Source organism: Pseudomonas sp. Y3 TE3536 (assembly GCF_053629175.1).
Genome location: NZ_JBRJHU010000001.1, coordinates 3,193,015 through 3,209,222, shown reverse-complemented (window position 1 = coordinate 3,209,222; position 16,208 = coordinate 3,193,015). Strand labels below are relative to the sequence as shown.

Here is a 16,208-nt window from a genome sequence, read left to right as displayed (position 1 = left end):
AATCTCACAGCCCCGCAATATGCGTCACATCCTGCCGATGCGATTGCAGGTAAGGCAGCACCGCCCCCAGCAACGGCGCCTTGAACGGCTCCTGAAAACGGTGCGCCAGCCCCGGTATCAAGCGCAGCTGGCTGCCCTGGATATGCGCCGCCAAGTGCACCCCATGCATCACCGGCAACAACGGGTCGGCCGTGCCATGCACCACCAGCGTCGGCACGCGCAGCTGGTTGAGCAACGCCACGCGGCTCGGTTCGGCCAGGATCGCCATGATCTGGCGCTTGGCGCCATCCGGGTTGAATGCCCGGTCATAGGCCACCGCTGCCTGCTGCAACAAGGCGGCCCGATCATCACGCACCTGCGGGCTGCCCAGTGCCGCCAGCAAGTCAGCCTGCTGCTCGATCGCTACCTCACGGTTGGGCGCACTGCGCCGGGCCAACAGCTGCACCAGGGCAGGGGCAGGCGCCGGCAGCCCTGCGGCGCCTGAGCTGGACATCACCAGCGTCAGGCTACGGACCCGCTCCGGCGCCATTGCCGCCAGGTGCTGGGCAATCATCCCGCCCATGCTGACACCCAGCACATGAAACTGGCGTATGCCCAATGAATCCATCAAGCGCAGCCCATCCCCCGCCATGTCGGTGAGCGTATAGGGGGCGGAAACCGGCAGGCCGAGCTTGTAGCGCAGCAGCTCGACCGTCAGGTTGGCCGAGGGTGGCAGTTGGTTCCAGCGCGACAGGCCGACATCGCGGTTGTCGTAGCGTATGACCCGAAAACCCTGGCGGCACAGAGCCTCGACCACGTCGTCCGGCCAATGGATCAGTTGCCCGCCCAGGCCCATGACCAGCAGCAATGCAGGGTCTCGCGGCGCACCGACGCTTTGGTAAACCAGGCTCAAATCACCGAGTTCGGCCCGTTGTACCGCTACCTGCGTGTCACAGCGTTGGTCGGCGAAGCTCGCCGGCACGCTGAAAAGAAAGAAGAGAAACAGCAACAAAGCCCGCATGAAAGAAACACCAGAATGCAGATCCCCAGTAGAGCGCGAGTTTGATGAATTTCTGTCGGGCGCGCTGCCACAGTTCAGTGACAGTTTGATGACCCCCGCTGAGTGGTGTGGCCAACGGTCCAGTCGACAGCCTGGGCAACATGAGCGAAACTCAACTCAATTCCTTCCCCTTAGCCTTCACCCCTCGGAGTCAGCAGTGCTGGAGATCCGCCACCTGAAAACCCTTCATGCCCTGCGCGAGGCCGACAGCCTGGTAGAGGCCGCCGAACGCCTGCACCTGACGCAGTCGGCGCTGTCGCACCAGTTCAAAGAGCTGGAAGAGCGCCTGGGCTTGCCGCTGTTCGTGCGCAAGAGCAAACCGATCCGCTTCACCAGTGCCGGCCTGCGCTTGCTGCAACTGGCAGATGCCACGCTGCCGCTGCTGCGCGGCGCCGAGCGTGACATCGCGCGCTTGGCCGGTGGCACCGCCGGGCGCTTGCACATGGCCATCGAATGCCACAGCTGCTTCCAATGGCTGATGCCGACCATCGACCAGTTCCGCGATGCCTGGCCGGAAGTCGAGCTGGACCTGGCCTCGGGTTTTGCCTTCGCTCCCCTGCCCGCGCTGGCCCGTGGCGACCTGGACCTGGTGGTCACCTCCGACCCGCTGGACCTGGCCGGTATCACCTACGTGCCGCTGTTCACCTATGAAGCCATGCTCGCCGTGGCCAACCAGCACCCGCTGGCCAGCAAGCCTTACATGGTGCCGCAAGACCTGCTCGACCAGACCCTGATCACCTACCCGGTGGAACGCGATCGCCTGGATATCTTCACCCGCTTCCTGGAGCCAGCCGACATCGAGCCAGCCGCCGTGCGTACCTCGGAGCTGACGGTGATGATGATGCAATTGGTCGCCAGCGGCCGTGGCGTGTGCGGCATGCCGCACTGGGCACTGCACGAGTACAGCTCGCGGGGCTACGTGAAAGGCAAGCGCCTGGGCGAAAAGGGCCTGTTCGCCACGCTTTATGCGGCGGTACGCACCGACATGCTCGATGCGCCGTACATGCGCGATTTTCTGCTGACCGCCAAGGACACTTCGTTCGCCACCCTCGATGGGGTCAGCGCGGTACGCTGACGGCCTGGCGGTACAACGGCAGGATCAGGTCGCGGGTTAGCGGCGCCAGCTCAAACGCAGGCGCCTGGTCCGCCGCCAGCCACACCACTTCTTCGATTTCCGCCGCCGGGGTCACGGCTTCGGCGCTGTCGACGCGAAACAGTTCGGCTTGCACCTGGTAGCCTGGCTCGTTGGCAGCCGGCGCGCTGAACTGGCCGAGGTGGACGGCCTGGGCGGGGTCGATGCGCAGGCCCAGCTCCTCATGCAGCTCACGCACCAGCGCCTCTACCGGCGACTCACCCGCATCGATCTTGCCGCCGGGCTGCATGAAGGCCACGGTGCCGCGCTTGCGCACCAGCAAGGTGCGGCCCTGGGGGTCGATCAGCAGGGCGGCGGCAATGCGAAGGGTGTTGGGCATGGGATGGGCTCGCTGGAAAAGCCTGAGAGGATCCCATGGGGTTCATCGCCTGACAAGGTCGGTGCAGCCTGCACTCACAGACGAACGGCCCCTTGCCAACCGGCCGCCCACCCGCCATAACCAACACATGAACCTACCCGCCCAACAGCACCCGGTGCTGGCGCTGTTCCACCCCGCCGTCGGCACCTGGTTCCGTCGCCATTTCGCCACGGTCACCGACGCCCAGGCGCGTGCCTGGCCATTGATTCACGGCGGCCAGTCGATGCTGCTGGCCGCACCGACCGGCTCCGGCAAGACCTTGAGCGCCTTTCTGGCCGTGCTCGACGAACTGTTCTGCCAAGGCCTCGAACACGGCGGCGAACTGCCCGCGTGCACCCAAGTGGTGTATGTCTCGCCGCTCAAGGCGCTGTCCAACGATATTCGCCTGAACCTGCAAGCGCCGCTCGAAGGCATCAGCCAGGCGCTGGAAGACCAGAGCCTCAAGCCGCCCCGCATCAGCACCGCAGTGCGCACCGGCGATACACCGCAAAAAGAACGTGCAGCCATGCGCAAGCTGGCCCCGCATATCCTGGTGACCACGCCGGAATCACTCTATGTGCTGATGGGTTCGGCCTCGGGCCGCGCGGGCCTGGCCAGCGTGCACACGGTGATCGTCGATGAGATCCATGCCCTGGCCGGCAACAAACGGGGGGCCCACCTGGCACTGACCCTGGAGCGCCTGCAGGCGCTGAGCGGGCGGCCGTTGCGTCGCATTGGCCTGTCGGCCACCCAGCGGCCGGTCGAGCGCGTGGCGCAATTTCTGGTCGGCCATCAGCGCCCTTGCGCGATTGTCGACATTGGCCACGCCCGCCAGCGCGACCTGGCCCTCGAGGTGCCGCCCGTGCCCTTGGGCGCGGTAATGGCCACGGACGTGTGGAACCTGGTTTATGACCGCCTGGCAGCCCTAGCCCGCGAGCACCGCACCACGCTGGTGTTCGTCAACACCCGGCGCCTGGCCGAACGCCTGACCCGCCACCTCAGCGACCGCCTGGGCAAGGACGCGGTGGCCGCCCACCACGGCAGCCTGGCCAAGGAACTGCGCCTGGATGCGGAACAGCGCCTGAAAACCGGCCAGTTGCAGGTGCTGGTGGCCACGGCGTCACTGGAGTTGGGCATCGACATCGGCGATGTCGACCTGGTCTGCCAGATCGCTTCACCCGGCTCGATCGCGGCCTTCTTGCAACGCGTCGGGCGCTCTGGGCACCAGGTCGAGGGCATCCCCAAAGGGCGCCTGTTCCCCACTTCACGCGACGACTTGATCGAATGCATCGCCCTGCTGGACTGCGTGCGCCACGGGGAGCTCGACCAACTGCACATTCCCACTGCGCCCCTCGACGTGCTGGCCCAGCAGATTGTCGCCGAAACCAGTAATCAGCCCTGGCAGGAACAAGCGCTGTTCGACTGCCTGCGCCAGGCAACGCCTTACGCCGAACTCGACGTCAACCATTACCAGGCGCTACTGCGCATGCTCGCCGAAGGCTATAACGGCCGCCAGGGCGTCCGTAGCGCCTACCTGCACCGCGACGCGGTCAGCGGCACCTTGCGCGGCCGCCGCGGCAGCCAACTGACTGCGCTGACCAGTGGCGGGACTATCCCCGAAACCGCCGACTACGCCGTGCTACTCGAGCCGCAGGCGCTGAACATTGGCAGCGTCAATGAAGACTTCGCTGTGGAAAGCATTGCCGGCGATATTTTCCAGTTGGGCAACGCCTCCTACCGGATTTTGCGCGTCGAATCGGGCCGGGTGCGGGTAGAAGACGCCCATGGCCTGCCGCCGACCATCCCCTTCTGGCTGGGCGAAGCACCGGGGCGCAGTGACGAATTGTCCGCCGCGGTCGCTCGGCTGCAGGCACGCATTGATGAGCGACTGGGGTTGCCCGGCGCCGACAGTACCGCCGTGCTGGCCTGGCTGCAGCGCACCTTCGAACTGGGCGAAGACAGCGCCAGCCAGGTGCTCGATTACCTGGGGCGCACCCGCGACGTGCTGGGCGCCCTGCCCTCGCAACAGACGCTGATCATGGAGCGCTTCTTCGATGAGTCCGGCGGTACCCAGCTGATCATCCACTCGCCCTATGGCAGCCGCATCAACCGTGCCTGGGGCCTGGCCCTGCGCAAGCGCTTTTGCCGCACCTTCAATTTCGAGCTGCAGGCAGCGGCCAGCGAAGATGCCATCGTCCTGTCGCTGTCCACCAGCCACAGTTTTGCGCTGGATGAGGTGTGGCGCTACCTGTCCAGCCGCAGCGCCGAACAGCTCCTCATCCAGGCCCTGCTCGATGCGCCCTTGTTCGGCGTGCGCTGGCGCTGGAACGCTGCCGTGGCCATGGCCTTGCCGCGCTTCATCGGTGGGCGCAAGGTGGCCCCGCAGCTCCAGCGGATGAAAAGCGAGGACCTGATCGCTTCGGTGTTCCCCGACCAGATCGCCTGCCTGGAAAACATCGCCGGCGAACGGCAGATTCCGGATCATCCGCTGGTCGAGCAGACCCTCGACGACTGCCTGCACGAAGCCATGGACAGCGAAGGCTGGCTGGCCTTGCTGCGCCGCATCGAAGGCGGTGAGGTGCGCTTGCTCAGCCGTGACCTGCCGGCCCCGTCGCCACTGGCCTCGGCCATCCTCAACGCCAGGCCCTACGCCTTTCTTGACGATGCGCCCCTGGAAGAGCGACGCACCCAGGCCGTGCTCAACCGGCGCTGGAACGAACTGCACAGCGCGGATGACCTGGGCGCCCTGGACACCGATGCCATCGCCGCCGTAGAGAGCGAGGCCTGGCCGCAAGCGGCTAACGCCGACGAGATGCACGAAGCGTTGATGAGCCTGGGGGCCATCACTGCCCATGAAGTGCAGGCCAACGCCCATTGGGATTTACTGCTTCGGCAACTGGCCAAAGCAGGGCGCGCCTTGCGCCTGCCGGGTCAACAGCTGTGGCTGGCGCGTGAACGCCTGAGCCTACTGCAACGTGTGTATCCAGGTTCAGCCACCGAACCTGCGCTAAACGTGCTGCCAGGCTTCGAGCAAACCATCGAGGCGGACAATGCGCTAAGCGAACTGCTGCGTGCCCGCTTAAGTGGCCACGGCCCGCAAACCGTCGCGCAGATCGCTACCCCGCTAGGCAAGCCGCAGCCAGACATCGAACAGGCCCTGGCCCGCCTGGAAGCCGAAGGCTACGTGTTGCGCGGCTATTTCAGGCCTGCGGAACAACAGCTGCAGTGGTGCGAACGGCACTTGCTGGCGCGCATCCACCGCTACACGGTCAAACGCCTGCGCCGGGAGATCGAACCGGTCAGCCTGCAAGACTTCATGCGTTTTCTGTTCGACTGGCAGCACCTGGCCGCAGACGAGCGCCTGCGCGGGCCACAGTCCGTGGCTGAAGTGCTGACACAGTTGCAGGGCTTCCCCGCTGCGGCCGGCGCCTGGGAGGCGGAGCTGCTGCCGGCACGCATCCAGGACTACAGCCCGCACTGGCTCGACGACACCTGCCGCAGCGGGCAGTTTGCCTGGAGCCGGCTAGCAACCACGGTGGCCAGCACGACCTTGGCCAGTACACCGCTGGTGCTGTTGCCGCGCGAACACCTGGGCCTCTGGCGCAGCCTGGCGCCCGTACCGGCAGTAGACGAGCTCGGCCCGCGGGCGCAACGCGTGCATGACGTGTTGCAGGCGCATGGGGCGTTGTTCTTCGATGAACTGACGCAGGAAGCCCACCTGCTGCCCAGCGAACTGGAAACCGCATTGCAGGCGCTGGTGGGCTTCGGCCTGGTGGGTGCCGACAGCTTTACCGGGCTGCGCAGCCTGATCACGCCAGCGGCAAAACGCACCTCGCGCACCAGCAGGCGCGGCCATGCCCCCCTCTCCACCAGCATGGCCCACGCCGGCCGCTGGGCGCTGTTGCGCAGGGGCACTGCTGCAATAGGCGAAAGCCAGCGTCTGGAGCACATCGCCCGCGCCCTCTTGCGCCGCTATGGGGTGATCTGCTGGCGGCTGCTGGAGCGGGAAAGTGATGTATTGCCGCCCTGGCGCGAATTGCTGCGTTGCTATCACCGCCTGGAGGCCCGCGGCGAAATCCGGGGTGGGCGCTTCATTGCTGGGCTGGCCGGTGAGCAGTTCGCCTTGCCAGAGGCTGTGGGCCTGTTGCGGCAAGTGCGCCGGCGTGAGCCGGAGGGCGCACTGGTGATGGTCAGCGCCAGCGACCCGCTCAATGTGGTCGGGTCATTGCTGCCAGGGGCGAAACTACCCGCGGTGAGCGGTAACCGCTTGCTGTACCGCGATGGCGTGCCGGTGGCGGTGCGAGTCGCCGGGCGTTACCAGTTCCTCATCGAGGCCTCGGTGGAGGAACAGGACACCTGGCGCCGCAGGTTGTTGAGCGATGCACGCTGAAGCGAATGATTTTCGATACCCCGATTTTCATTTTCAGCATCGCCCAACCGGGCTATGGTCGGGGTTTGCCCCAGGCCCTGAGCCTGACCGCGCCATCGCAAGGACCCCGTATGAGCCTGTCACTTCTCAGCCGCTACGCCTTCTTCGCCGCCTGTGTATTGTTCACCCTGGCGAGCCTGCCGTTCACCCACCATGAGTGGTTGTGGCCGTTCACCCTGACCACTGCCGTGCTCAGCCTGATCGGTGTGTTCGACTTGCTGCAGCAACGCCACGCCGTACGCCGCAACTACCCGATCCTCGGCAACATCCGTTACCTGGTCGAGGGCATTCGCCCAGAGATTCGCCAGTACCTGCTCGAAGCCGACAGCGACGCCCTGCCCTTCTCCCGCGCGCAACGCTCGCTGGTCTATGCCCGGGCCAAGAACGAAGCCTCGGACAAACCCTTCGGTACCCTGATCGACGTGTATGAGTCCGGCTTCGAATTCATCGGCCACTCCATGCGCCCGGCACCGCTGACCGACCCGGCGAGCTTCCGCGTCATCGTCGGCGGGCCGCAGTGCCGGCAGCCGTATTCGGCGTCGATCTTCAACATTTCCGCCATGAGCTTCGGCTCACTCAGCGCCAACGCCATCCGCGCCCTTAACCAGGGCGCCAAGCTGGGCAACTTCCACCACGATACCGGCGAAGGCAGCATCAGCCCTTACCACCGGGAACACGGTGGCGACCTGGTCTGGGAGCTGGGCAGCGGCTATTTTGGCTGCCGCACGCCTGACGGGCGCTTCGACCCCGAGCGCTTCGCCGCCCAGGCACGCAGCCCGCAGGTACGCATGATCGAGATCAAGATGAGCCAGGGCGCCAAGCCAGGCCACGGCGGCATCCTGCCCAAGCACAAAGTGACCCAGGAGATTGCCGAAACCCGCGGCGTGCTCATGGGCGAGGACTGCATTTCGCCGTCACGCCACAGCGCCTTCTCCACCCCGATAGAAATGATGCAGTTCATCGCCCAACTGCGTGAGCTGTCGGACGGCAAGCCGGTCGGCTTCAAGTTCTGCCTGGGCCACCCGTGGGAGTTCATGGGCATCGCCAAGGCCATGCTGGAAACCGGCATCCTGCCCGACTTCATCGTCGTCGACGGCAAGGAAGGCGGCACCGGTGCTGCGCCGGTAGAGTTCACCGACCACATCGGCGTCCCCCTGCGCGAAGGCCTGCTGTTCGTGCATAACACCCTGGTGGGCCTGAACCTGCGCGACAAGATCAAGCTTGGCGCCAGTGGCAAGATCGTCAGCGCGTTCGATATCGCCAGCGTGCTGGCCATCGGCGCCGACTGGGCCAACTCGGCGCGCGGCTTCATGTTCGCCATTGGCTGCATCCAGTCGCAAAGCTGCCACACCAACAAGTGCCCGACTGGCGTGGCCACGCAAGACCCGTTGCGCCAGCGTGCGCTGGTGGTGCCGGACAAAGCCCAACGGGTGCTGAACTTCCACCACAACACCCTGCGCGCCCTGGCCGAAATGCTGGCAGCGGCCGGCCTGGACCACCCCGCGCAACTGGAGGCCAAGCACCTGGTACGGCGCGTATCGGCCACGGAGATCAAGCTGTTCTCGCAGATGCACGTATTCCTCAAGCCGGGCGAGTTGCTGACCGGCGAGGTGAATGGGCAGTTTTATTCGCGGATGTGGCAGCTGGCCAGGGCGGACAGCTTCGAGCCGAACAGTGAGGTGGCAGCCTGACATGGCTGGGGCCGCTCTGCGGCCCCAGCCAGTTCACATCACGATGCGGTGCTCGCTACCCCTTGCGCTTCCTTCGGCGCCAGGCGGAAGGTGTAGTACAAGGCGGTCAGCAAGACCAGGAACGCCGGCCCGATGTACAGCGCCACGCGGGTATCCTCGAAATACGCCATCAGCCCCACCACCAGCACCAGAAAAGCCAGTGCCAGGTAGGAGCTGAGCGGCCACAGCCACATGCGGTATTTCAACGCCTTGCGCTCGGCAGTCGACAGCCCGGCGCGGAATTTGAGCTGCGCCAGCAGGATCATCACCCAGGTCCAGATCGCGCCGAAGGTGGCGATCGAGGTCACCCAGACGAAGACTTTCTCCGGCACCAGGTAGTTGGCCAGCACGCCCAGCAGCAGTGCGCCAATCGACAGCAGCAACGCATTGCGCGGCACACCGTTTTTCGAGGTGCGGGCAAAGGTCGCCGGGGCCTGGCCATTTTGCGCCAGGCTGTAGAGCATGCGCCCAGTGCTGAAGATGCCGCCGTTGCACGACGACAGCGCCGCCGTGATGACCACGAAGTTGATGATGCCGGCCGCAGTCTTGATACCGAGGCGCTCGAAGGTCATCACGAACGGGCTGCCCTGGCTGCCGATCTCGTTCCATGGGTAGATCGACAGGATCACGAACAGCGCGCCCACATAGAACAGCAGGATGCGCCAGAACACCGAGCCGATGGCCTGGGGGATGGTTTTTTGCGGGTTGCGCGCTTCGCCGGCGGTCAGGCCGATCATTTCCACGCCCAGGTAGGCAAACATCACCATCTGCAGCGACATCAGCACACCGGTCACGCCGTTGGGCATGAAGCCGCCATTGCTCCACAGGTTGGAAATGCCCACCGCCACGCCGTCGTTGCCCAGGCCGAAGGCAATGATGCCGATGCCCCCGAGGACCATGGCAATGATGGTGACGATCTTGATCAGGGCGAACCAGAACTCGAACTCACCGAACGCCTTGACCGCAATCAGGTTGACCGCACCCATGCTGCCCAGCGCCGCCAAGGCCCAGATCCAGCGGGGTACGTCGGGGAACCAGATGCCCATGTAGATGGCCACCGCGGTGATTTCCGCCACGCAGGTCACCAGCCACAAGAACCAGTAGTTCCAGCCGGTGAGAAAACCGGCCAATGGCCCAAGGTAGTCCTGGGCGTAGCGGCTGAACGAGCCGGCAACGGGGTTGTGCACGGCCATCTCACCGAGGGCGCGCATGATGACCAGGATGGCCAGGCCACCGATGATGTAGGAAAGCATGATGGCAGGGCCGGCCATTTCGATGGCTTTGGCCGAACCGAGGAAGAGACCGACACCGATACAGGCGCCCAGCGCCATAAGACGGATGTGCCGTTCGCCCAGTTCACGCTTGAGAGGGCCGCCTTGTGCGGTCTCGGCATGGGCAGGGTGGTTGCCGACTGGCATAGCAATACAACCTCATTTTGTTATTGGATTTGACCTTCGTGCCGCAACTGCCGCGCCGATAGGCGGGGCGTTGATTGGCCGGGTTGGCCTTGTGGGCCGGCCCGTGTGCCGGAGTAGAGCGTCCGGCAGGTCGAAGGGGCGAGCAGTATAGGAAGCTACCTGTAGGGATTTTCACTGTATAAACGGGGAAATTTGGCGAGAAATCTCGGGTCTATTCCACTGCTGATAGGGTTCTGAGGCTGTTACACGCCGCAGATTCAGGGCGACACCTTATCAACATCACCTGGCCCCGAAACCCACACCAAAGCCGCATATCCCTACGCCACTTTTCTCGCCTTCCTACAAATTTTTCACCCAACCCGGTCAACGTCTAAGCTTCAGACAAGCAAGACGAAAATACCTGGCCGGATTGAAGACTATGGGCGCACTGTGGCAATCGGAACCAACCAGAACGGAAGCACCCGCAACCCCTCCGGCCGAGACGCCACCTGCAAAGTCCCCACGTCAGCGTCGGCTCTGGTGGCGGCTGATCATTCTGATCCTGCTGGTGGCCCTCATCGCCCTGGGCTTTGCCGCCTATGACGAATTCCGCACCTCCAACCTGCAATCGCGGGAGTTCAGCAAGCTCGCCACCACCCTGACCTACTCGCTGCAGCCAGGCCCCAGCGATGCCATCGTCTACCCCGGTGAAGGCCCGTTCGACAAACGCCTGGGCTACAGCGCGCTGGGCGAATTCCTGCCGCGGCTCCTCAAACGTGACTACCTGATCAGTGAACAGGTGCAGTTCTCGCCCGCGTTGATGGACTACGTCGATCACGGCCTGTTCGCCCCTTATATCGAGAAGATCCAGGCTGGCCTGTCGATTACCGACTGCCGTGGCGACACGCTGTACCAGTACAACTACCCGCAACACCTGTACCCGGACTTCGCAGCGATCCCGCCGGTGATGGTCAACAGCTTGTTGTTCATCGAAAACCGCGACCTGCTCGACACCACCGACCCGCGCAACAACCCGGCCGTCGACTGGCCGCGCTTCGCCAAGGCCGCCTACAGCCAGGTGGCCAAGTACTTTGCCTTGCCCGGCCAGTCGGCCGGTGGCAGTACCCTGGCGACGCAGCTGGAGAAGTACCGCCACTCGCCGGATGGCCTGACCGTGTCCGGCGCTGAGAAGATCCGCCAGATGGTGTCCGCCAGCGTGCGTGCCTACCAGGGCGGCCCGGACACCACCGAGGCCCGGCAGCGCATCGTGCGCGACTACCTCAACAGCGTGCCGCTCTCGGCGGTGCCCGGCCATGGTGAAGTGCATGGCATGGCTGAGGGCTTGCGGGTCTGGTACGGCGCCGATTTCGACCAGGTCAACCAGGCCCTGCTGTCGACCGCCAGCGACCCCGAAAGCCTCGCGGCGCGTGGCCTTGCGCTGCGCCAGGTGCTGTCGCTGATGATCGCCCAGCGTCGCCCCTCGCATTACCTGTCCAAAGGCCGGGTCGAACTGGCCGAGCTCACCGATTCCCATGTCCGCGTGCTCGCCGCCAACAAAGTCATCGACCAGCCGCTGGCCGATGCGGCGCTGGCCAGCAAGGCGGTATATCGCGATTGGGTGGCACAACCGACCATCGTGCCGATCATCACCAACAAGGGCATCAGCCTCGCCCGCAATCGCCTAGCGGCCATGCTCAACCGCCCGCTGTACGACCTCGACCGCCTCGACCTGTCGGCCACCAGCACACTGCAGGCTGACCTGCAGATGCAGGTAAGCCAGTACCTGAAGAACCTCTCGGACCCTGAGTTCGCAGCGCAGATCGGGCTGATCGGCGAGCGCCTGCTGACCACCAAGACCACCGACCAGGTGCGCTACAGCTTCACGCTGTTCGAGCGCACCGCCGATGGATCCAGGGTGCGGGTGCAGACCGACAGCACCGACCAGCCGTTCGACATCAACGAAGGCAGCAAGCTGGAATTGGGCTCGACAGCCAAGCTGCGGGTGCTCACCACCTACCTGGAAATCATCGCCGAGCTGCACGACAAGTATGCCGGCAAGCCCGCCGCCGAACTGAAGAAGGTCGAGGTGGCCGAACTGGACCGCATCACCCAGTGGTCACTGGAATGGCTGATGCAAAACAGCAAGGACCAGAACCTCGATGCCATGCTCGACGCCGCCCTGGAACGCAAGTACTCGGCCAACACCGGCGAAGCCTTCTTCACCGGGGGTGGCATGCACGTGTTCAACAACTTCCGCAAGGAAGACAACAGCCGCAACCCAACGCTGAAGATCGCCCTGCGCGAATCGATCAACCTGCCGTTCATCCGCCTGATGCGCGACCTGGTGCGCTACGTCACCTATCAACAGCCGTTCAATCGGGTACCGCTGCTCAAGGATGACGCCGACCCCCGCCGCCAGGAATACCTGGCCCGTTTCGCCGACAAGGAGGGTACCAACTACCTGATGCGCTTCTGGAAGAAGTACCAGCGCAAAACCTCGCAACAACGCCTGGACACCTTCCTCGACAGCATGCGCGTGACCCCGCAGCGCCTGGCGGCGGTGCACCGCTACCTGTTCCCCGAAGCCGGCCAGGAAACCTTCAACGCCTTCGTGCGCGCGCACAGCAAGGACGACAAGATTGCCCTGGGCAAACTCACCGACGGTCGCCTGTCGGAAATGTACGACGCCTACGGCCCGGGCAAGTACGACTTGCCCGACCAGGGCTACATCGCCAAGGTCCACCCGCTGGACCTGTGGCTGCTCGGTTACCTGCTCAAGCACCCAAGCTCGACGCTGACCGAAATGGTCAATGCCAGCCGCTTCGAACGCCAGGAGGTGTATGGCTGGCTGTTCAAGAGCCGCCATCAGGGTGCACGCGACAGCCGTATCCGCACCATGGTCGAGATCGAAGCGTTCCTCGACATCCACCAGCGCTGGAAGCGCGTGGGCTATCCGTTCGACCACCTGGTACCGTCGCTGGCCACCGCCATCGGCAGCTCGGGTGACCGCCCGGCCGCCCTTTCCGAACTGGTCGGCATCATTCAGAACGACGGCGTGCGCCTGCCGACCTTGCGCATCGACACCCTGCACTTCGCCGCCAACACCCCCTACGAGACCAAGTTGGTGAGTGACCCCGACCGCGGCCAGCGGATCCTCCCGGTGGAGGTTGCGCGGGCCCTCAAAGGCGCCATGTCGCAAGTGGTCGACGCGGGGACGGCACGGCGTATTTCCGGCAGCTTCAAGCTGCAGGACGGTACACCGCTGGTGATGGGCGGCAAGACCGGTACCGGCGACAACCGCATCGAAAGCTTCGGTGCCGGGGGCCGCTTGATCGGCTCGCGTTCGCTGAACCGCACCGCCACCTTCGTGTTCTTCCTGGGCGATAACCACTTCGGCACATTGACCGCATTCGTGCCAGGGCGCTCGGCTGAAGCGTTCAAGTTCACCTCGGCATTGCCCGTGCAAGTGCTAAAGGGCATGGCGCCGATCCTCATGCCGTACCTGCAGCCGGGCAACCCGAATGAATGCAAAGCGCCGCAGGTTGCGATGCACGGGAGCGACTCATCTAACATTTAGATGATAATCATTGGCATTCAGGGCTTGTCTTTAGATATATCTTGAGTAATATCTTAAGATATATCGCACAAGACGGAGCCCATGTTGATGCGCGACCCTGCACCCCACGATCCTTTCGAGCGCCGCCCCGGCCGCGGCGAACGCGGCCCTCGCGTCTTCGCCCCCGGCGACCTCAAGCTGCTGATGCTGGCCCTGCTGGCTGAGCAACCTGGCCACGGTTATGACTTGATCCGCCAGATCGAGAACCTGTTCGACGGCAGCTACAGCCCAAGCCCCGGCGTCATCTACCCGACCCTCAACTTCCTTGAAGAGGCCGAGCTGATCAGCGGCCAGGTCCAGGGCAGCAAACGCCTGTACGCCATCACCGATGCCGGCCGCACCGCCCTGGCCGAGCAGGCGGTTGCCCTCGACGGCGTGCGTATGCGCATCGAAGTCAGCAAACGCGCCCTGCGCGGGCACGACCGCCCACCTGAGATCCACGAAGCGGTCGGCAACCTGCGCCATGCGCTGCACATGCACAGCGGGCGCTGGACACCGGAAGAAATCGAACGGGTCCGCGACCTGCTTAACAACACGGCCAAGGCCATTGCCTCCGGGCCGGACGATGCCGTTACGGAGAACACCCATGAGTGACACCATTCACCGCGTCAACCACGAAATCCGCCAGCGCCGCCTTGACGTGCTGCGCGTCACCGACCTGACCCCACGCATGCGCCGTATCACCCTGGGCGGCGCGGAACTGGCGGGCTTTACCAGCGTCGGTACCGACGATCATGTAAAGCTGCTGTTTGCCGAAACGCCGGCGCAACAGCAAGCCATCGACGCCCGTAACCTGGGCCGCGACGGCGGCGCACGGCCCACCATGCGCGAATACACGCCACGGCGCATCGACCTGGAGGCCAACGAACTGGACATCGACTTCGTCCTTCACGGTGATGGCCCTGCCTCCACCTGGGCCGCCCAGGCTGCGCCAGGCCAACACCTGAACATCGCCGGCCCACGGGCCTCGTTGGTGGTACCGGATATCTTCGACAGCTACCTGCTGATCGGTGACGAGACGGCAATCCCCGCTATCGGCCGCCGCCTTGAAGAACTGCCCGCGGGCCGGCACGTGCTGGCGGTAATCCAGATCGAAGACGAACAGGAACGCCAGCCGCTGCCAAGCAAGGCACAGGTGGATGTGATCTGGGTCCGGCGCCAGGAAGAGGACCTGCTCGCCCTGCTGAAGAACCTGACCTTGCCACAAGGCAGGCTGTACGGTTGGGTGGCGCTGGAGAAAGCCCTGACCCGCCAGGCCAAGGCGTTGCTGCTGGAAAAAGGCGTGCCGGAGGATGCCTTGAAGGCAGCGGCCTACTGGCGGGCGGACGGTACTGCGGACGACGAGTAAGCGCCGCTCTCGCCTAACGCGCTTGAGCTTCGCACCAGATAATGGACGGGTGCCCAACATCTGGGGCGCAGCTCAGCTTTGTGTAGGAGCAGCCTTGTGCTGCGAAGAGGCCAGTAGCATCACCCAGTTCTTCAGTGATGCCACTGGCCTCTTCGCAGCACAAGGCTGCTCTTACACGCTGACGGCCAACTGCCGGCCGCGCCAGCGGTCCAACCCCAGCAACACCAGCCCGATCCCCCAGAACCCCGCCAACACCCCGAGGGCATTGAGCATCACCCGCCCATACCCGAGGCTCGCCACATCGATGAAGGGGTAGGCATACACGCCAATCTCACTGCCCCGCCACAGCGCATAGGCAAAGTACCCCGCCGGGTACAGCGCCCAGCCCGCCAGGTGCCACAGCCGCAAATGGCCCTTGGGCACCGCGAACCACCAGTACAGAACGAACAACGCCGGCATCACATCATGCAGCAACTCGTCTGCCAGCCATTGCCAGCCCTCGGGTTGCCACAAGTGGCGCAGCAGCACGCTGTAAGCCAATGCCACCAGCACGATGCTGGCCGCCACGGCGGAGCTGACCGACGGCAACAGAAAGAAGCGCCTGGCGCTGCCCTCCCGGCCAAACGCGGCATAACTCAGCACCGTCGCCACCAGGGTGTTGGTCAGCACGGTGAAATAACCAAACACGTTGACCAGGCCGCCAATCAGGCTGGCCTGTTCCTGCCAGCGCGCCAACAGCACCAGATAAACCTGCACCGCAAGGCCGAACCAACCGAGTACGGCGGCCAGGCTCAGCCACGGATGGCGCCGCACCTCAGGCCTTGCGCTGCAGCTTTACGTACAGCTGTTCGACCTTCTCCCGCGCCCAGGGCGTCTTGCGCAAGAAGGTCAGGCTCGACTTGATGGTCGGGTTGCTCTTGAAGCAACGCACATCGACGCGCTCGGCAAGGCCCTGCCATTCGTAGTGAGCCACCAGTTCGGTGAGGATCTGCTCCAGGGTCTTGCCGTGCAGCGCGTTGTGTTGGGCCGTGCTCATGCCAGTGCTCCAGCGTGGGAAAGGTGCGCACCTTACACGAGTGTAGTGGCCAGGGGACTCAGGTCGCTTGAAAAACCGCTGGCCAGAGGCGAAAGCCTTATGCTGAAATAGCAACGTTATACA

11 protein-coding genes are annotated in these 16,208 nt (G+C 64.4%); 6 read left to right on the top strand and 5 right to left on the bottom strand.

What is annotated here, in order from left to right; all coding sequences use genetic code 11:
- Positions 1 to 4: 4 nt before the first annotated feature.
- Positions 5 to 1,000, bottom strand: coding sequence for an alpha/beta fold hydrolase (locus AB7M33_RS14535; protein ID WP_454243024.1), 996 nt, complete (start codon positions 998 to 1,000; stop codon positions 5 to 7).
- A 196-nt stretch (positions 1,001 to 1,196) separates the two neighbouring features.
- Here AB7M33_RS14535 and metR point away from each other — a divergent pair, with 196 nt between their 5' ends.
- Positions 1,197 to 2,114 carry a transcriptional regulator MetR gene (metR, locus tag AB7M33_RS14530; protein ID WP_027594174.1) on the top strand — a complete coding sequence of 306 codons (918 nt, stop codon included), beginning with the start codon at positions 1,197 to 1,199 and terminating at the stop codon, positions 2,112 to 2,114.
- Here the strand turns inward: metR and AB7M33_RS14525 are convergent.
- Positions 2,098 to 2,511 (bottom strand): NUDIX hydrolase, encoded by a 414-nt coding sequence (locus tag AB7M33_RS14525; protein WP_085273566.1) that lies wholly within the window; start codon positions 2,509 to 2,511, stop codon positions 2,098 to 2,100. The two genes, metR and AB7M33_RS14525, sit on opposite strands and share 17 nt — an antisense overlap.
- Positions 2,512 to 2,638: 127 nt before the next feature.
- Here AB7M33_RS14525 and AB7M33_RS14520 point away from each other — a divergent pair, with 127 nt between their 5' ends.
- Complete coding sequence (locus AB7M33_RS14520) at positions 2,639 to 6,919, top strand: DEAD/DEAH box helicase (protein WP_454243023.1); 4,281 nt, start codon at positions 2,639 to 2,641, stop codon at positions 6,917 to 6,919.
- A 110-nt stretch (positions 6,920 to 7,029) separates the two neighbouring features.
- Positions 7,030 to 8,649, top strand: a complete 1,620-nt coding sequence (locus AB7M33_RS14515; protein ID WP_027594171.1) for an FMN-binding glutamate synthase family protein — start codon at positions 7,030 to 7,032, stop codon at positions 8,647 to 8,649.
- 38 nt (positions 8,650 to 8,687) lie between these two features.
- Here AB7M33_RS14515 and AB7M33_RS14510 read toward each other — a convergent pair whose 3' ends face one another.
- Positions 8,688 to 10,106 carry an amino acid permease gene (locus tag AB7M33_RS14510; RefSeq protein WP_099455156.1) on the bottom strand — a complete coding sequence of 473 codons (1,419 nt, stop codon included), beginning with the start codon at positions 10,104 to 10,106 and terminating at the stop codon, positions 8,688 to 8,690.
- 418 nt (positions 10,107 to 10,524) lie between these two features.
- On the opposite strand from AB7M33_RS14510, the gene AB7M33_RS14505 reads away from it, so the two are divergent.
- The 3 genes from AB7M33_RS14505 to AB7M33_RS14495 all read left to right on the top strand — a co-directional run bounded on the left by AB7M33_RS14505 (position 10,525) and on the right by AB7M33_RS14495 (position 15,049).
- Entirely contained in the window at positions 10,525 to 13,662 is a 3,138-nt protein-coding gene (locus tag AB7M33_RS14505) for a transglycosylase domain-containing protein (RefSeq protein ID WP_099430279.1), read from the top strand.
- Positions 13,663 to 13,749: 87 nt separating this feature from the next.
- Positions 13,750 to 14,295 carry a PadR family transcriptional regulator gene (locus AB7M33_RS14500; RefSeq protein WP_027594168.1) on the top strand — a complete coding sequence of 182 codons (546 nt, stop codon included), beginning with the start codon at positions 13,750 to 13,752 and terminating at the stop codon, positions 14,293 to 14,295.
- The gene (locus AB7M33_RS14495; RefSeq protein WP_454243022.1) at positions 14,288 to 15,049 is read left to right on the top strand and encodes a siderophore-interacting protein; all 762 of its coding nucleotides are present in this window, start codon (positions 14,288 to 14,290) and stop codon (positions 15,047 to 15,049) included. The genes AB7M33_RS14500 and AB7M33_RS14495 overlap by 8 nt, the downstream gene beginning before the upstream one ends.
- 171 nt (positions 15,050 to 15,220) lie before the next feature.
- On the opposite strand, the gene AB7M33_RS14490 is transcribed toward AB7M33_RS14495, so the two are convergent.
- Positions 15,221 to 15,862, bottom strand: coding sequence for a Pr6Pr family membrane protein (locus tag AB7M33_RS14490; protein ID WP_085273570.1), 642 nt, complete (start codon positions 15,860 to 15,862; stop codon positions 15,221 to 15,223).
- 1 nt (position 15,863) lies between these two features.
- Positions 15,864 to 16,085, bottom strand: a complete 222-nt coding sequence (locus AB7M33_RS14485; protein ID WP_027594165.1) for a VF530 family protein — start codon at positions 16,083 to 16,085, stop codon at positions 15,864 to 15,866.
- Positions 16,086 to 16,208: the final 123 nt, after the last annotated feature.

Bases quoted from the DNA above. Each gene is read 5' to 3' on its own strand.
- AB7M33_RS14505 (WP_099430279.1), top strand. From the start codon at position 10,525: ATGGGCGCACTGTGGCAATCGGAACCAACCAGAACGGAAGCACCCGCA.
- AB7M33_RS14510 (WP_099455156.1), bottom strand. From the start codon at position 10,106: ATGCCAGTCGGCAACCACCCTGCCCATGCCGAGACCGCACAAGGCGGC.
- AB7M33_RS14525 (WP_085273566.1), bottom strand. From the start codon at position 2,511: ATGCCCAACACCCTTCGCATTGCCGCCGCCCTGCTGATCGACCCCCAG.
- AB7M33_RS14515 (WP_027594171.1), top strand. From the start codon at position 7,030: ATGAGCCTGTCACTTCTCAGCCGCTACGCCTTCTTCGCCGCCTGTGTA.
- AB7M33_RS14535 (WP_454243024.1), bottom strand. From the start codon at position 1,000: ATGCGGGCTTTGTTGCTGTTTCTCTTCTTTCTTTTCAGCGTGCCGGCG.
- AB7M33_RS14495 (WP_454243022.1), top strand. From the start codon at position 14,288: ATGAGTGACACCATTCACCGCGTCAACCACGAAATCCGCCAGCGCCGC.
- AB7M33_RS14500 (WP_027594168.1), top strand. From the start codon at position 13,750: ATGCGCGACCCTGCACCCCACGATCCTTTCGAGCGCCGCCCCGGCCGC.
- AB7M33_RS14485 (WP_027594165.1), bottom strand. From the start codon at position 16,085: ATGAGCACGGCCCAACACAACGCGCTGCACGGCAAGACCCTGGAGCAG.
- AB7M33_RS14520 (WP_454243023.1), top strand. From the start codon at position 2,639: ATGAACCTACCCGCCCAACAGCACCCGGTGCTGGCGCTGTTCCACCCC.